This is a genomic window from Kitasatospora sp. NPDC089509 (assembly GCF_044749365.1).
GTDB lineage: Bacteria > Actinomycetota > Actinomycetes > Streptomycetales > Streptomycetaceae > Kitasatospora.
The window spans coordinates 200,930-217,020 of record NZ_JBIVHS010000004.1 but is presented as its reverse complement, the minus strand read 5'-3'; the positions used below and the strand labels follow the sequence as shown (position 1 = coordinate 217,020).

At 72.1% G+C, this 16,091-nt stretch carries 15 protein-coding genes and 3 tRNA genes; 3 read left to right on the top strand and 15 right to left on the bottom strand.

Annotation, left to right across the window (positions count from 1 at the left end):
• Positions 1–22: 22 nt before the first annotated feature.
• The 5 genes from rplA to ACIP4P_RS10645 form a co-directional block, all read right to left on the bottom strand.
• Positions 23–745: a 50S ribosomal protein L1 gene (gene rplA / locus ACIP4P_RS10665; RefSeq protein ID WP_350511355.1), complete on the bottom strand. Its 723-nt coding sequence runs from the start codon at positions 743–745 to the stop codon at positions 23–25.
• Positions 746–822: 77 nt separating this feature from the next.
• Positions 823–1,257, bottom strand: coding sequence for a 50S ribosomal protein L11 (rplK, locus tag ACIP4P_RS10660; RefSeq protein WP_350511356.1), 435 nt, complete (start codon positions 1,255–1,257; stop codon positions 823–825).
• A gap of 165 nt (positions 1,258–1,422) precedes the next feature.
• Positions 1,423–2,310, bottom strand: coding sequence for a transcription termination/antitermination protein NusG (gene nusG / locus ACIP4P_RS10655; protein WP_400916795.1), 888 nt, complete (start codon positions 2,308–2,310; stop codon positions 1,423–1,425).
• Between the two features lie 207 nt (positions 2,311–2,517).
• Positions 2,518–2,844, bottom strand: a complete 327-nt coding sequence (secE, locus tag ACIP4P_RS10650; protein ID WP_400916793.1) for a preprotein translocase subunit SecE — start codon at positions 2,842–2,844, stop codon at positions 2,518–2,520.
• 150 nt (positions 2,845–2,994) lie between these two features.
• Positions 2,995–3,067: transfer RNA gene (locus ACIP4P_RS10645), tRNA-Trp, on the bottom strand.
• A gap of 286 nt (positions 3,068–3,353) precedes the next feature.
• On the opposite strand from ACIP4P_RS10645, the gene ACIP4P_RS10640 reads away from it, so the two are divergent.
• Together ACIP4P_RS10640 and ACIP4P_RS10635 are read left to right on the top strand one after the other, a co-directional pair.
• Positions 3,354–4,601 (top strand): pyridoxal phosphate-dependent aminotransferase, encoded by a 1,248-nt coding sequence (locus tag ACIP4P_RS10640; protein WP_350511359.1) that lies wholly within the window; start codon positions 3,354–3,356, stop codon positions 4,599–4,601.
• A 97-nt stretch (positions 4,602–4,698) separates the two neighbouring features.
• On the top strand, positions 4,699–5,754 hold the full coding sequence (locus ACIP4P_RS10635) for an adenosine deaminase (protein ID WP_400916791.1): 1,056 nt from the start codon (positions 4,699–4,701) through the stop codon (positions 5,752–5,754).
• A gap of 12 nt (positions 5,755–5,766) precedes the next feature.
• Here ACIP4P_RS10635 and ACIP4P_RS10630 read toward each other — a convergent pair whose 3' ends face one another.
• The 8 genes from ACIP4P_RS10630 to ACIP4P_RS10595 form a co-directional block, all read right to left on the bottom strand.
• The gene (locus ACIP4P_RS10630) at positions 5,767–6,810 is read right to left on the bottom strand and encodes a UDP-N-acetylmuramate dehydrogenase (RefSeq protein ID WP_400916789.1); all 1,044 of its coding nucleotides are present in this window, start codon (positions 6,808–6,810) and stop codon (positions 5,767–5,769) included.
• Between the two features lie 62 nt (positions 6,811–6,872).
• Complete coding sequence (locus ACIP4P_RS10625) at positions 6,873–8,453, bottom strand: MFS transporter (RefSeq protein WP_400916787.1); 1,581 nt, start codon at positions 8,451–8,453, stop codon at positions 6,873–6,875.
• A gap of 87 nt (positions 8,454–8,540) precedes the next feature.
• Positions 8,541–9,155, bottom strand: a complete 615-nt coding sequence (locus ACIP4P_RS10620) for a TetR/AcrR family transcriptional regulator (protein ID WP_400916785.1) — start codon at positions 9,153–9,155, stop codon at positions 8,541–8,543.
• A gap of 156 nt (positions 9,156–9,311) precedes the next feature.
• On the bottom strand, positions 9,312–9,734 hold the full coding sequence (locus tag ACIP4P_RS10615; RefSeq protein WP_400916783.1) for a MaoC family dehydratase: 423 nt from the start codon (positions 9,732–9,734) through the stop codon (positions 9,312–9,314).
• 5 nt (positions 9,735–9,739) lie between these two features.
• Positions 9,740–10,198, bottom strand: coding sequence for a MaoC family dehydratase N-terminal domain-containing protein (locus ACIP4P_RS10610; protein ID WP_400916781.1), 459 nt, complete (start codon positions 10,196–10,198; stop codon positions 9,740–9,742).
• A gap of 130 nt (positions 10,199–10,328) precedes the next feature.
• Positions 10,329–10,493: a 50S ribosomal protein L33 gene (gene rpmG, locus ACIP4P_RS10605; RefSeq protein ID WP_006604855.1), complete on the bottom strand. Its 165-nt coding sequence runs from the start codon at positions 10,491–10,493 to the stop codon at positions 10,329–10,331.
• Positions 10,494–10,576: 83 nt separating this feature from the next.
• A tRNA-Met gene (locus ACIP4P_RS10600) sits at positions 10,577–10,649 on the bottom strand.
• A 43-nt stretch (positions 10,650–10,692) separates the two neighbouring features.
• Positions 10,693–10,765 (bottom strand) — tRNA-Thr (locus ACIP4P_RS10595).
• A gap of 286 nt (positions 10,766–11,051) precedes the next feature.
• On the opposite strand from ACIP4P_RS10595, the gene ACIP4P_RS10590 reads away from it, so the two are divergent.
• Complete coding sequence (locus tag ACIP4P_RS10590) at positions 11,052–12,320, top strand: hydrolase (RefSeq protein WP_400916779.1); 1,269 nt, start codon at positions 11,052–11,054, stop codon at positions 12,318–12,320.
• Positions 12,321–12,581: 261 nt separating this feature from the next.
• Here the strand turns inward: ACIP4P_RS10590 and ACIP4P_RS10585 are convergent, their stop codons facing one another.
• Both ACIP4P_RS10585 and ACIP4P_RS10580 read right to left on the bottom strand, forming a co-directional pair.
• Positions 12,582–13,295, bottom strand: coding sequence for a response regulator (locus ACIP4P_RS10585; protein WP_400916777.1), 714 nt, complete (start codon positions 13,293–13,295; stop codon positions 12,582–12,584).
• On the bottom strand, positions 13,288–15,924 hold the full coding sequence (locus ACIP4P_RS10580; RefSeq protein ID WP_400916775.1) for an ATP-binding protein: 2,637 nt from the start codon (positions 15,922–15,924) through the stop codon (positions 13,288–13,290). The genes ACIP4P_RS10585 and ACIP4P_RS10580 overlap by 8 nt, the downstream gene beginning before the upstream one ends.
• Between the last annotated feature and the right edge of the window lie 167 nt (positions 15,925–16,091).

Sequence of the window (16,091 nt, the reverse complement as noted above, 5' to 3'; positions counted from 1 at the left end):
GACTGCTCTAGAGCGCTGAGGCTCAGACCGCGGCCGGGTCCTCCTCGACGAGGAGGTTGCGGGTGCGGTTCGAGTCCACCTGGATGCCGGGGCCCATGGTGGTCGAGAACGCGGTCTTCTTGATGTAGCGGCCCTTGGCGGCGGACGGCTTGGCGCGGAGCACCTCGTCCAGCGCGGCGGCGTAGTTCTCGACCAGCTGCTCGTCGGTGAAGGAGACCTTACCGATGATGAAGTGCAGGTTCGAGTGCTTGTCGACGCGGAACTCGATCTTGCCGCCCTTGATCTCGTTGACGGCCTTCGCGACGTCCGGGGTCACGGTGCCGGTCTTCGGGTTCGGCATCAGACCACGGGGACCGAGCACGCGGCCCAGGCGGCCGACCTTGCCCATGAGGTCCGGGGTGGCGACGACGGCGTCGAAGTCGAGGCGGCCCTTGGCGACCTCGTCGATGAGCTCGTCGGAACCGACGATGTCGGCGCCCGCAGCACGCGCGGCCTCGGCACGCTCGCCGGTCGCGAAGACCAGGACCCGAGCGGTCTTACCGGTGCCGTGCGGGAGGATCACGGTGCTGCGGACCATCTGGTCGGCCTTGCGCGGGTCGACGCCCAGACGCATGGCGACCTCGACGGTGCCGTCGAACTTGGTGGTGCTGGTCGCCTTGGCGAGGCGGACGGCCTCGAGGGGGGCGTAAAGGCGCTCGCGGTCGACCTGGGCGTCCGCGGCCTTCAGGGCCTTGCTGCGCTTCATGGCTGCTCCTGAATGGTGAATGGAGTTGTGGTGTCTCGGGCCTGCGCGGGCCCTACCACAGGGGACAAGGGGGCTTTTCAGCCCTCGACGGTGATGCCCATCGACCGGGCGGTGCCGGCGATGATCTTCTCCGCCGCGTCCAGGTCGTTGGCGTTCAGGTCGGGCATCTTGGTCGTGGCGATCTCACGGACCTGGGCGCTGGTGAGCTTGGCGACCTTGGTCTTGTGCGGCTCGCTGGAGCCCTTGTCGATACCGGCGGCCTTCAGGATGAGGCGCGCGGCCGGCGGCGTCTTCGTGATGAAGGTGAAGGAACGGTCGTCGTAGACCGTGATCTCCACCGGCACGATCATGCCGCGCTGCGACTCGGTCGCAGCGTTGTAGGCCTTGCAGAACTCCATGATGTTGACGCCGTGCTGACCCAGCGCGGGGCCGACCGGCGGCGCGGGGTTGGCCGCACCGGCGTTGATCTGGAGCTTGATAAGCCCCGTGACCTTCTTCTTCTTGGGAGGCATGTCTCTCCGGGTCCTTCCGAGAGGTGATTGCTGGTGCGTGCGAGACCGGGGCGACACCCGGTCGCCAGCACACACATCGAACCAGGCTAACGCGTCCGCGCCGCTGGACCAAAACGGATTCGGGGCGAGGCCCTCGGCCCCGCCCCGAATCCGAAGACCGTATGACTAGTTCTTCTGGATCTGGTCGAAGGAGAGCTCGACCGGGGTCTCCCGGCCGAAGATCTCGACCAGGCCCTTGACCTTCTTCGAGTCGGGGTTGATCTCGTTGATGGTCGCCTGGAGGGTCGCGAACGGGCCGTCGGTGACGGTAACCGAGTCGCCGACCTCGAAGTCCAGCACCTGGATCTCGCTCGGCTTGATCGGCGAGGGCTTGCCGGCCTCCTTGGCCGCCTGGCGCTCGACGTCGGGGGCGAGCATCTTGACGACCTCGTCCAGGGTCAGCGGGTACGGGTCGTAGGCGTTGCCGACGAAGCCGGTGACACCGGGGGTGTTGCGCACGACGCCCCAGGACTCCGGGGTGAGGTCCATGCGCACCAGGACGTAGCCGGGGAGCTTGTTCTGGCGGATGGTCTTGCGGTCGCCGTTCTTGATCTGGACGACCTCCTCCTGCGGCACCTCGGCCTGGAAGATGTACTCCTCGACGTTCAGCGAGACGGCGCGCTGCTCCAGGTTCTGCTTCACCCGGTTCTCGTAGCCGGCGTAGGTGTGGATCACGTACCACTCGCCCGCCGCGAAGCGCAGGTCCTCGCGGAACTTGGCGACCGGGTCGACCTCGACCTCGTCCTCGACGGTCTCCTCGGCGTCCTCGGCGTCCTCGACCGACTCCTCGGCGGCGAGCTCCTCGGTGTCCTCCACCGACAGCGCGGCCTCCTCGGCGGGCTCACCGGCCTCGACCTCGTCGTACGCCTCGACCTCGTCCTCGTCGCTGTCCGCGGCGTCCACGATCTGCTCGGCGGACTCGACGTCGTCAGCCAGCTCGGCCGCGTCCAGCTCGGCGGCGACATCCGCCTCGCGGACGGTCTCGTCGGCGTCGTACAGGGGGGACTCAGACACGGTGGCTGCTTCTTTCCTGGAGATGGTGAAGGTGGCGCGCTCCGGAACCGGCCCGGCGCGCGGCCGCTCGCGCGGGCGCCAGGAGAGGTCTCGGAGACTTCAACAGTACCGAGTCCACGGTACGCGCGCGTACGTCCGCCGCCGACAGCTCGACCCGGGCCGATGATTTCGGCCCGGGTCGGGGGTGGTTCTCGGGGTGGGGTTCGATCAGCCGAAGACGAAGAGGCTCAGCTTCGAGAAGCCGTAGTCCAGGCCGGAGACGATGGCCATCATGACCACGACGAAGGTGACCACGACGGCGGTGTAGCTGGTGAGCTCGCCCTTGGTGGGCCAGACGACCTTGCGCAGCTCGGCGATGATCTGGCGGTAGAACAGGCCCATCCGCGAGAACAGGCCCTTCTTGGCCCGCTTGCCGGACTTCTTCTGCTTGCCGGACTTCTTGTCGCCCTCGGCAGCAGCGGTCTCGGCAGCGCCGTCGGTCCCCTCGGGGTTGCCGCTCTCAGGCGTTGCGGTGGAGCCCGTGGTCTCCGTCACTCGTCCTCACCTGAATCCGGGTCCGGCCGAACATCACCTGCGTACCCGTTTCAGGCACGAGCGGTCGGCTTAAGCGGTGCTGATCGGTGCCCTCTCCGCATCAAGCCCGCTCGCTCTGTCGAGCGAACGGGCTGAAAACGGTTCAAGCAGCAGGGCAAGAGGGACTCGAACCCCCAACCGCCGGTTTTGGAGACCGGTGCTCTACCAATTGAGCTATTGCCCTACGGAGCCTTGCGACTCCTGTGTGGCGACCAACCTACCGCATCTCCCCCCGCTGTCTGCACAGGCGGTGAAAGCTCCGGTCTTTTTCGGCGGGCCGTCGAGCAGCGAGTGTACGTGGTCGAGGGGTGTTTGGTCGAACCTCTTCTTCCGGGACGACCGGCCGCCCGGCAGATGTCCGGCCCGGGGCGGCGGCCACCGCCGGATCGACGGGGCCGCGATGTGGCCGGAGCCGTACGGATGTTGAAACCGCGATGCCCGGTCCGTCCCGGTTCTGGGACGATGCAGGCATGAGCGCTTCCACCCCGCAGCCCGACCAGTCCATCCGCCCCGCCGACCGCCGGGTCTCCGCCCGGATCGGCGCGATCGCCGAGTCCGCGACCCTCGCCGTGGACGCCAAGGCCAAGGCCCTCAAGGCCGCCGGCCGCCCGGTGATCGGCTTCGGTGCCGGCGAGCCCGACTTCCCGACGCCGGACTACATCGTCGAGGCGGCCGTCGAGGCCTGCCGCGACCCGAAGAACCACCGCTACACCCCGGCGGGTGGCCTGCCGGAGCTGAAGGCCGCGATCGCCGCCAAGACGCTGCGCGACTCCGGCTACGAGGTGGACGCCTCCCAGGTGCTGGTCACCAACGGCGGCAAGCAGGCGATCTACGAGGCCTTCGCCGCGATCCTGGACCCGGGCGACGAGGTCATCATCCCGGCACCGTACTGGACCACCTACCCGGAGTCGGTCCAGCTGGCCGGCGGCGTCCCGGTGGAGGTCGTCGCCGACGAGACCACCGGCTACAAGGTCTCGGTCGAGCAGCTGGAGGCCGCCCGCACCGAGAACACCAAGGTGGTGCTGTTCGTCTCGCCGTCCAACCCGACCGGCGCGGTGTACACCGAGGCCGAGGCCGAGGCGATCGGCCGCTGGGCCCTGGAGCACGGCCTGTGGGTGCTCACCGACGAGATCTACGAGCACCTGGTCTACGGCGACGCGACCTTCACCTCGCTGCCCGCCCTGCTGCCCGAGCTGGCCGAGAAGTGCATCGTGGTCAACGGCGTCGCCAAGACCTACGCGATGACCGGCTGGCGGGTGGGCTGGGTGATCGGCCCCAAGGACGTCATCAAGGCCGCGACCAACCTCCAGTCGCACGCCACCTCCAACGTCTCCAACGTCGCCCAGCGCGCCGCGCTGGCCGCCGTCGCGGGCGACCTGGACGCGGTGGCCGCGATGCGCGAGGCCTTCGACCGCCGCCGCAGGACCATCGTGCGGATGCTCAACGAGATCGAGGGCGTCCTGTGCCCCGAGCCCGAGGGCGCGTTCTACGCGTACCCGTCGGTCAAGGGCCTGCTGGGCAAGGAGATCCGCGGCAAGCGCCCGCAGACCTCCGCCGAGCTGGCCACCCTGATCCTGGACGAGGCCGAGGTCGCGGTCGTCCCGGGCGAGGCCTTCGGCACCCCCGGCTACCTGCGGCTCTCCTACGCGCTCGGTGACGCCGACCTGGTCGAGGGCGTCGGCCGGGTGCAGAAGCTGCTCGGCGAGGCCCGCGACTGACGGTTCGGGCCCGTTGCGGCACCGCCCTCTTTCACCCCTTCGGGGGACGGAAAGAGGGCGGTTCCCGTTTGGGGGCCGGATACGGCAGTATCGGTGAATGGAACGCCTGTTGAACCCGCGAGACGTCAGGGGCCTCCCGAAGGCCCACCTGCACCTGCACTTCACCGGCTCGATGCGGCCCGCCACCCTGCTGGAGCTGGCCGACAAGCACGGCGTCCGGCTGCCGGAGGCGCTCAGCTCCGGCGAGCCGCCCAAACTGCGGGCCACCGACGAGCGCGGCTGGTTCCGATTCCAGCGGCTGTACGACACCGCCCGCTCGGTGCTCCGGGACGAGTCGGACATCCGCCGGCTGGTGCTGGAGACCGCCGAGGACGAGCGGCGGGACGGCTCCCGCTGGCTGGAGATCCAGGTCGACCCGACCTCCTACGCCCCCCGGCTGGGCGGGCTGATCCCCGCGCTGGAACTGATCCTGGACGCGGTCGAGCAGGCCGCCGCGGCCACCGGGGTGGGCATCCGGGTGCTGGTCGCGGCGAACCGGATGAAGTCCCCGATGGATGCCCGGACGCTGGCCCGGCTCGCGGTCCGCTACACCGACCGAGGTGTGGTCGGCTTCGGCCTCTCCAACGACGAACGCCGGGGCCTGGCACGGGACTTCGACCGGGCCTTCGAGATCGCCCGGAAGGGCGGGCTGCTGGCCGCCCCGCACGGCGGCGAGCTGGCCGGGCCGGAGTCCGTCCGGGACTGCCTGGACGACCTGGGCGCCGGCCGGATCGGCCACGGCGTGCGGGCCGCCGAGGACCCGCGACTGATGGCCAGGCTGGCGGACCGTCAGATCACCTGCGAGGTCTGCCCGTCCTCCAACGTCTCGCTCGGCGTCTACGAGCGCCCCGAGGAGGTGCCGCTGCGCAGGCTGTTCGACGCCGGAGTGCCGCTGGCGCTCGGCGCGGACGACCCGCTGCTGTTCGGCAGCCGGCTGGCCGCCCAGTACGACCTGACCCGGGACGTCCTGGGCTTCAGCGACGCCGAACTGGCCGAACTGGCACGGCAGTCGGTGCGCGGCTCGTGCGCACCGGAGGCCGTCCGCAAGGAGCTGCTGGCGGACATCGACGGCTGGCTGGTGGACGCCCCCGTACCGGTCCCCGCGGCCGGTTAGGCCGGACAGGGCCTAGAGCTTGACGCCCACCATCACCGGCTCGTTCACCAGCTCCACCCCGAAGGCCTCGCGGACCCCGTCCCGGATCTCCCGGGCCAGGGCCAGCAGGTCCTCGGCGGTGGCAGCACCGCGGTTGGTGAGCGCCAGGGTGTGCTTGGTGGAGAGCGTCGCCGGGCCGTCGCCGTAGCCCTTGCCGAAGCCCGCCCGGTCGATCAGCCAGGCCGCCGAGGTCTTGGTGCAGCCCTCCGGGGCCGGGTAGGCGGGGGCGTCCTCGGCGCCCGGGCGGGTGCGGAAGGACTCGTACTGCGCCGCCGTGAGCACCGGGTTGGTGAAGAAGGAGCCGGCCGACCAGGTGTCGTGGTCCGCCGGGTCCAGCACCATGCCCTTGCCGGAGCGCAGCCCCAGCACCGCTTCGTACGCCTCGGCCAGCGGCACCCGCGCGCCCTGCTCGACGCCGAAGTGCCGGGCCACCTCGGCGTACTTGACCGGGGTGGAGAGGCCGTCGGCGTCCTGGAGCGCGAAGCGCACCCGGAGCACCACGTAGCGGTCCGGCTCGGCCTTGAAGCGGCTGTGACGGTAGGAGAACGCGCACTCGGCGTTCGTCAGGGTGACCACCCGGTCGTCGGCGCGGTCGTACGCGACCACCTCGGTGACCGTCTGGGCCACCTCCTGGCCGTACGCGCCGACGTTCTGCACCGGGGTCGCACCGGCCGAGCCGGGGATGCCGGCCAGGAACTCGATCCCGGCCAGGCCGTGCTCGCGCACCGTGCGGGCGACCGCCTCCGACCACACCTCGCCGGCCGCCAGCTCCAGCACGGTGCCGTCCAGCGCGAAGCCGGTGGTGGCGATCCGCAGCACCGTGCCGGGGAAGCCGCCGTCGCCGATCACCAGGTTGGAGCCGCCGCCGACCACCAGCAGCGGCTCACCGGCCGCGTCGGCCTCGCGGACGGCCGCGATCACCTCGTCGTCGGTGTGGGCGGTCACCAGCCGGCGGGCCGGGCCGCCGAGCCGGAGCGTGGTGAGCGGGGCGAGGGGGGCGTCGTTTTCTACCAGCACGCCCACCAGCGTACGGGGGCGGGGGCGACCGGTCGGCCGCCCCCGTGACCCGGACGGGTCGCTCAGGCCTTCGTGGCCTCGGCCGGGACGGGCTGCCCGTCCTCGGGCGCGGTGGCAGCCTCGTCCCGCTCGTCCCCCTCCGCCTGCTCGGCGGGCTCGGCCGCCTCGGCCGGCTCGACCGCCGCGGCCCGCTCCGCCGACTCGGCCGCCGCCCCGGCCCGCTTCGCCCGGCCCGGCAGCAGCAGCGCGCAGGCCCCGGCCGCCAGCAGCACCGCGGCCCCGACGTACAGCGCGGGCGCCATCGCGTGGACGAAGGTCCCCGCCGTGCCGTCGCCGCCCTGCTCCGAGAAGACCGCCGCCAGCACGGCCACCCCGAGCGCGCCGCCGACCTCGCGCAGCGCGTTGTTGGCACCGGAGGCGATGCCCTGCTCCTCCGGCCGGACGCTGTCCATCACCATGGCGGCGGTCGGCGCGAAGTACATCGACATGCCCATCCCGCACATCACCACGGCGGGCACCACCGGACCGTACGCGTAGTGCCCGAGCCCGACGTTGACCGCCGCGTACAGCGCCAGTCCGACGCCCTGCAGCACCAGCCCGCCGACCACGATCGAGCGACCGCCGAAGCGGTCGGCCAGCAGGCCCGCCAGCGGCGCGACGACCAGTCCCACCCCGGTCCACGGGAGCATCCGGACGCCGGCCTCCTGCGGGGTGTAGCCGCCCACGGTCTGCAGGTGCTGGCTGATCAGGAAGATCGAGCCGAAGATCCCCAGCGACATCAGCAGCCCGGAGGCGTTGACGGCGGTGAAGGTCCGGTTGCGGAACAGCCGCATCGGCAGCATCGGGTGCTCGGCGCCGCGCTGCTCGTACCGGACGAAGGCGATCAGCAGCAGCACGCCGCCGGCCAGCGCGCCCAGCACCAGCGGGCTGGTCCAGCCGTCCGGGTTGCCGCGGATCAGGCCGAGCACGACGCCGAACAGGCCGAGGCTGACCAGCACCGTGCCGACCGCGTCCAGCGCCGGACTGGCGCCCCTGCTCTCGCGCAGCTTCAGGGCGGCCAGCGGCACCAGGAGGACGCCGACCGGGACGTTCACCCAGAAGATCCACTGCCAGGAGAACTGCTCGGTCAGGGTGCCGCCGATCAGCGGCCCGGTGGCGACGGCGAGGCCGTTGACGCCCGCCCAGATGCCGAAGGCCACCCCGCGCCTGGCCGCCGGGATGGCGGCGGTCAGCAGGGTGAGGGTGAGCGGCATCGACACCGCGGCACCGACGCCCTGGACGGCGCGGGCGGCGATCAGGGCGCCGATGCCGGGCGAGAGCGCGGCCGCGGCCGAGCCCGCGGTGAAGAGCGTGAGGCCGATCACGAACATCCGGCGGCGGCCGAAGCGGTCGCCGAGCGCCGCGCCGAACATCAGCAGCACGGCGAAGGACAGGGTGTAGGCGCTGACCGTCCACTCCAGGTCGGAGAGCCCGCCGCCGAGCTCCTCCCGGATGGACGGCAGTGCGGTGGTGACGACCAGGTTGTCCAGAGCGGCCATGAAGCCCGCGAGGGCGGTGATCACCAGGGTCCAGACGCCGGTGCGGCCCAGGCCCGGTTTCTCGACCGTGCTCCCCGGGGCGCTCCCAGCCGTGTTGTCCGTCATGACTTCCCCCACAGTTTCCTGGATAGTTATTGATCACTAACTTTCGAGGCCCGGAAAAGGGCCGCACGGACCCCGCCGTGCGACCCGCTACTCGGCCGCCTCGTCGCTCGCAGCCACCCCATTGCTCGCAGCCGCCTTGTCGTCCTCGGCCCCGTTGTCGCCGAAGCCGTCCCAGATCCGGTGCCCCTGGGGAAAGCCCAGCGCCACCAGGGTGTTGATCAGCATCCCGTAGGCGAAGAACTCCGTCGTCCCCTGCACGTCCCCGCCGACCCGCTCCCGGACCCGCTCGAACAGCTCCCCCCACAGCCGCCGGGCGGTCTCGCCGATCTCGTCCTCGCCGGCCATCCGGGAGGCGAACACCGAGACGTAGAGCTGCATCTGCATCATCAGCTGCTCGCTGTCCTCGACCAGTCCCATGTACGCCTCGGACATCGCCGCGGCGGCCTCCTCGCCGGTCAGCCCGGTCGACGCCTCGTCGAAGACCCTCCAGGTCTCCTCGATGCAGCGCTCGGCGGCGGCCGTGAAGATCGCCTGCTTGCCCGGGAACAGCCGGAACAGGTACGGCTGCGAGACGCCCACCCGGCGGGCGATCGCCTCGGTGGAGGTGCCGCGGTAGCCGTTCCTGGCGAACTCGATCACCGCGGCCCGGACGACGCTCTCGCGCCGCTCCTCCGCACTCATCCGCATGCTCGTCTTCGCCATGAGAGCAAAGTTAGTGACCAATCACTATCTTCGCAAGACCCCGGACCGCCCGGAGAATCCGGACTCCCGGGAACGCCGACCGCCCCGGGAACGCGGACCGCCCCGGCGACCCGTGGAACGGGCGGCCGGGGCGGCGCACAGCGGAGGACGGGCGCCTCAGGCCAGTCGGACGACCGCCCGGGACATCCCCAGCACCTTCTGCCCGCCCGAGGTGGCCAGCAGGTCGATCTGCACCTTGCGGTCGTCCAGCTTCTTGGCGACCTTGGCCGAGACCTCGATCACCGCGCCGACCCCGTCGTTCGGCACCGGCACCGGCCGGGTGAAGCGGACGCCGTACTCGACCACCGCGGCCGGGTCGCCGACCCAGTCGGTGACCACCCGGATCGCCTCGGCCATGGTGAACATGCCGTGCGCGATGACGTCCGGCAGGCCGACCTCCAGCGCGAACTTCTCGTTCCAGTGGATCGGGTTGAAGTCACCCGAGGCGCCCGCGTACTGCACCAGAGTGGCGCGGGTCACCGGGAAGGACTGCGCCGGCAGCTGGGTGCCGACCTCGACCTCGTCGTAGCTGATCGCCATCGCGCTCACTCCCCCGCCTCGTCGGCGGCCCGGGCCACCAGCGTTATGACCGCCGTCACCACGTGCTCGCCGGTCTCGTCCGCCACGTCGCCACGGACGGTGAGCACGTCGTTGCCCGCCAGCGACTTGATGTTGTCGATGGTGACCGCGACCGTCAGCCGGTCGCCGGCCCGCACCGGGCGGCTGTACTGGAACTTCTGGTCGCCGTGCACCACCCGGGTGTAGTCCAGGCCCAGCTCGGGGTCCTCGACGACCTGGCCGGCCGCCCGGAAGGCGATCGCGAACGGGAAGGTCGGCGGAGCGATCACGTCCGGGTGGCCCAGCGCCTTCGCGGCCTCCGCGTCGGTGTACGCCGGATTGGCGTCACCGATCGCGAGCGCGAACTCACGGATCTTCTCCCGACCGACCTCGTACGGCTCGGTGGGCGGGTAACTACGCCCGATGAAGGACGGGTCGAGCGCCATGGCAGCTCCTCGGAACGCGGACGGAAACGCGGACGGATACGGAAAAGACTCCGGGCCGCACCCCCTGTTGAGGGATACGGCCCGGAGTCGAAGACCTGAATTCACACAGGCCCGGCGCCCTGCGACAGGGTCAGCGGGTCTCGCGGTGCGCGGTGTGCGAGTTGCAGCGGGGGCAGTGCTTCTTCATCTCAAGACGGTCCGGGTCGTTACGCCGGTTCTTCTTGGTGATGTAGTTCCGCTCCTTGCACTCCACGCAGGCCAGCGTGATCTTCGGGCGGACGTCGGTGGCAGCCACGGGAGTGCCTTCCTTGGACAACGAATAAGAACACAACAAGAGTAGCCGACCGGGAGTGCGATCTCCCGACCGACTACGCGGGGTAGCGGTGACCGGACTTGAACCGGTGACACAGCGATTATGAGCCGCTTGCTCTACCAACTGAGCTACACCGCCACAGTGATCAGCGGACCAGCCGAAGCTGACCGCCTTTCACCAGAGCCCCCATGCGGAATCGAACCGCAGACCTTCTCCTTACCATGGAGACGCTCTACCGACTGAGCTATAGGGGCGAACGAGGAAGAGATTACACGTTCCGCGCCCAGAGGTGAAATCCGTATCCCGGGGCGAAGACCGCAGGTCGGCGAGGTGCACGCGCGGACGATCCAAGGCCGGGCGTTCGATCGACCCGGAAGCCGTGCGCCCCGAGCCGATACGACTATTGCCCGCCTCCCGGAACCCCGCCCCCGTGCGCCATAGGCTCGGCCCTCATTGACCGGGGCACCGGCCGATCCCCCTCGGGGCCCCCTCCCCACGGGCCCCACGGGCCCCACTGGCCAGCGCGAGAAGGAGCCGGCGATGGACAGCGCAGCCGCCGACGGGCCGCACCCCGGGCCCAGCCCGGCGGCCAACCCGCTCGGACACGGCCCGGTCCTGCTGCTCGCCGGAGCCCGACTGGCCGACGGACGGGTGGTGGACGTCCGGATCAGCGGCGACCGGATCCAGGCGGTCGGCACCGCCGGCAGCCTCGGCCCGCTGCCCGCCCTGCCCGGCGCCCCCACCGTCACCACCGGCGCCCGGATCGACCTCCGGGGCTACCTGCTCCTCCCGGCCCCGGCCGAGGCGCACGCCCACTACGACTCCGCCTTCTCCGCCGCCCTGCCCGCCCCGCCGCCGGACACCCCCGCCGACCTCACCCGCCGGGTCACCGAGGCCGCGCTCACCTCGCTCGGCTACGGCGCCACCGCCCAGCGCACCCACGTACGGATCGGCGACGTGCACGGGCTGCGCCGGCTGGAGGCGGTGCTCACCGCCCGCCAGGCGCTGCGCGGCCTGGCCGAGCTCCAGGCGGTGGCGATGCCCCGGCTGCTCACCGGCCGGGCCGGCGCGGACGGGCGGGCCCAGCTGCGCGAGGCCCTCAAGCTGGGCGCCACCGCGGCCGGCGGCTGCCCGGAGCTGGACCCGGACCCGAGCGGGTACGTGCAGCTGCTGCTGGAGGCCGCCCGGGAGGCGGACTGCCCGGTGGACCTGCACACCACCGCCGCCGACGCGGCCCAACTCGCCCGGCTGGCAGGCGCCTTGGCGCCGCTGCGGCCCCGGGTGGTGCTCGGCCCGTGCGGGGCGCTGGCGCGCGGCGCGTCCACCGTGCTGGCTTCCAGCGGGGTGCGGGTGGTCTGGCTGCCGCAGAACGGCGGCTGCACCGGGCTGGAGGGCCGGCCGAGTGGCCAGCGGCCGGGTCTGGTGCGGGAGTTGGTCGCGTCCAGGGTGCCGGTGGCGGTGGGCAGCGGGGCGCTGCGGGACCAGTCCAACCCGGTCGGCCGGGCCGACCCGCTGGAGTCCGCCTATCTGCTCGCGGCCGCCGGGGAGTTGGCCCCGGAGGCGGCGTACGACGCGGTGGCGAACCAGGCCCGGGCGGCGCTCGGACTGCCGCCGGTCCGGGTGGACGCCGGGTTCCCGGCGGAGCTGCTGGCGGTGCGCGGGGACAGCCTGGCCGGGGCGCTCGCGGGCGGGCACAGCCGGCTGGTGGTGCACAGCGGCCGGGTGGTCAGCCGGACCAGCGCGGTGCGGGAGTTCGCGGACACCGTGGCACTGGCGCTGCCCCGGCAGTCCGGCGGCACGGACTGCTGAGGCGGCGCGGACGACCGCACCGGAAAGCCAAGGGGCGCGCGACCTGAGTCGCACGCCCCTCCCCCACTACTGGCCGTCCATGGACGGCGGACGAAACGGGCCCCAGGCTTCCCCCACGGAGCGGGGCCCGCTCGCTTCACCACCGACACTACGACCACGGAGCACCGCCCCCGACCGGCCTTGACGCTCCCCTGTCGCCCACCGACCGGCTCTTGACGGACCGTTGACGGCCCGCCCACGCCGCCGGGTCCCGCCCCGGCGCTACGGCACGTACCGGTAGCCGATCCCCGGCTCGGTGATCAGGTGCCGCGGCCGGGCCGGGTCGCGCTCCAGCTTGCGGCGCAGCCCGGCGAGGTAGACCCGCAGGTAGTTGCCGCGCGCCTCCTGCGCGGGCCCCCACACCTCGCGCAGGATCTGCCGCCCGGGCACCAGCCGGCCCGGGTTGGCGAGCAGCAGGCTGAGGATCCGCCACTCGGTCGGGGTGAGCCGCACCGGGCCGCCCGGGCCGAGCACCGTGGTGGCCGCGAGGTCCACGGTGTGGTCGCCGATCACCGGCCGGCCCGACGGGACGGCACCCACCGGCCGGCGCAGCACCGCCCGCAGCCGGGCCAGCAGTTCGTCCATCAGGAAGGGCTTGGTGAGGTAGTCGTCGGCGCCCGCGTCCAGGGCGCCGATCTTGTCGGAGGCGTCGGAGCGGCCGGAGAGCACGATGATCGGCACCGCGCTGTGGGTGCGCAGTCCGCGCAGCACGTCCATGCCGTCGAGGTCGGGCAGGCCGAGGTCGAGCAGGACGGCGTCCGGGACGGAGTGCGCGGCCCGGTCGAGCGCCTCGCCGCCGCTGGCGGCGGTGCGCACCGCGTAGTGCCGGGCGCTGAGGTTGATCCGCAGGGTGCGCAGCAGCGCCGGTTCGTCGTCGACGACGAGGATCTCGGAGTTCTCGCCGGTTCGCCCACCTCGTTCGCTTCGGTCACTCATGGCGCGGTGGTTCCTCCCCGGTGGCGACGTTCTCGGTCTCGAAGGTGTCGGGCTCGAAGGGCTCGTTCCCGAAAGGCTCGTCCTCGAAGGGATCGGCTTCGGAGCCCCCCGGGGCCGCGGGCAGGGTGAGCAGCATGGTGGTGCCGCCCCCCGGGGTGTCCTCCACCTCCAGGCTGCCGCCCATGGCCTCGGCGAGGCCGCGGGAGAGGGCCAGGCCGAGGCCGACCCCGGTGGTGTTGTCGGTGTCCCCGAGCCGCTGGAAGGGCAGGAAGACCCGGTCCCGGTCCTCGGGGGCGATGCCGGGGCCGCGGTCGATCACCCGGATCTCGACCAGGTCGGCGTGGTGGCTGGCGGTGACCAGCACCGGCGCGCCGGGGGCGTTGTACCGCAGCGCGTTGGTGATCACGTTGGCGAGCACCCGCTCCAGCAGCGGCGGGTCGGCGAGCACCGGCGGAGCGGTGTCCAGGTCGAGCGGCTGGATCGGCGCGTACGGGTCGGGGAGGCTGTCGAGCGCCCTGGGCAGGATCTCGTCCAGGTGGGTCTCGGTGAGGTGCAGGGTGAGCGCGCCGGCCTGGAGGCGGCTCATGTCGAGCAGGTTGTCCACCAGCCGGGTGAGCTTGACCAGCGATTCGTCGGCGGTGGAGAGGAGTTCGGTCTGGTCCTCGGGCGAGAACTCGACGTCGGGGCTGAGCAGCGAGCCGACCGAGGCGCGGGCGGCGGCGAGCGGGGTGCGCAGGTCGTGGCTGACGGCGGCGAGCAGTGCGGTGCGCATCCGGTCGGCGGCCTTTATCGGCTCGACCTCGGCGGCCACCACGGCCAGCCGGTCGCGCTCCAGGGCGGCGCCGACGTGGGCCGCGAAGGCGGTGAGCACCCGCTGGTCGGCGGCGGGCAGCCGGCGGCCGGTGAGGACCAGGACGGCGTCGGCGCCGACCGGGACCTCGGTGGTCTCGTGCTGCGACTCGTCCTCCTCCGGGTGCTCGGCCTGGCAGTGGGCGAGCACCTCGCCGCCGGAGCGGGAGAGCAGTGCGACGGTCTGCATCCCGAAGGCCGTCCGGGACTTCTCCAGCAGGGCGGGCAGCGCGTCGGCGCCGCGCAGCACGCTGCCGGCCAGGGTGGAGAGGGTCTCCGCCTCGGCGGTGGCGCGGGCGGCCCGGCTGGTGAGCCGGCTGGCGTGGTCGACGACGGTGGAGACGGCGAGCGCGATGGCGGCGAAGACCACCAGGGCGACGATGTTGTTGGTCTCACCGATGGTCAGGCTGTGGACCGGTGGGATGAAGTAGTAGTTCAGCAGCACCGAGGCGATGAACGCGGCCACCAGGGCGGACATCGCGCCGCCGAGCAGGGCCACGATGACCACGCCGAGCTGGAAGATCAGCGCGTCGGTGGTGAGGTTGATGGTGGCGTGGGCCTGCGAGAGCACCGCGGTGAGCAGCCAGGGGATCACCAGACCCGCGACGTAGCCGGCGATGGTGCGGCGCCGGGAGTGGCGGCGGCCCAGTGAGGGCAGCCGGCCGCGGCCGGTGAACTCGTGGGTGACCATGTGGACGTCGATGTCCTCGGAGGCGTCCACGGTGGTCTCGCCGATGCCGGGTCCGGTGAGGAAACGGTTGATCCGGCCGCGGCGGCTGGTGCCGAGCACCAGCTGGGTGGCGTCGTGGGCGCGGGCGAAGGCGAGCAGGGCGGTCGGGATGTCGTCGCCGACCACCACGTGGTAGCTGCCGCCGAGGGTCTCGACCAGCTGTCGCTGCTGGGCGAGCGCGCCGGCGGAGGCGCCGGCCAGGCCGTCGCTGCGGGTGATGTGCACGGCCAGCAGGTCGCCGCCGGCGGTGCGGTCGGCGATCCGGGCGGCACGTCTGATCAGGGTCTCGCCCTCCGGGCCGCCGGTGAGGGCGACCACCACGCGCTCGCGGGTCTCCCAGACCCGGTCGATGTTGTGGCTGGCCCGGTAGTCACGCAGCCCCTCGTCGACCCGCCCGGCCACCCAGAGCAGGGCGAGCTCGCGCAGGGCGGTGAGGTTGCCGACCCGGAAGTAGTTGGAGAGCGCGGCGTCCACCTTCTCCGCCTTGTAGACGTTGCCATGGGCCATGCGCCGGCGCAGCGCCTGGGGCGCCATGTCGACGAGTTCGAGCTGGTCGGCCCGGCGGACCACCTCGTCCGGGACGGTCTCGCGCTGCGGGATGCCGGTGATCTTCTGGACGACGTCGTTCAGCGATTCCAGGTGCTGGATGTTGACGGTGGTGATGACGTCGATCCCGGCGGCGAGCACTTCCTCGACGTCCTGCCAGCGCTTGGCGTGACGGCCGCCGGGGATGTTGGTGTGCGCCAGTTCGTCGACCAGGACGACGGACGGGCGGCGGGCGAGCACCCCGTCGAGGTCCATCTCCTCGAACTCGGCGTCGCGGTAGGAGCGGTGGACGCGCGGCAGGACCTCCAGGCCCTCGGTCATGGCCTCGGTGTGACGGCGGCCGTGGCACTCGATGTACCCGACCACGACGTCGGCCCCGCGCTCCTGTCTGCGCCGGGCCTCGTCCAGCATCCGGTAGGTCTTGCCGACCCCCGGGGCGGAGCCGAGGTACACCCTCAGCCGGCCGGTGCGGATGCCGGAGCCGGGGGTGAGGTCGCGGGCCATGGGCACTGCTTCTTTCCATCGGGAGCTGACGGCTGGGCGGTACGCGTCTGCGGATACGGGCCGGGGGGGGCCCGGGGCGGGGGCCCCCCCCCCCCCCCCCCCCCCCCCCCCCCCCCCCCCCCCCCCGGGGGGGGGTGTAGGGGGTTATGAAAATCGTCGGGGGGGGC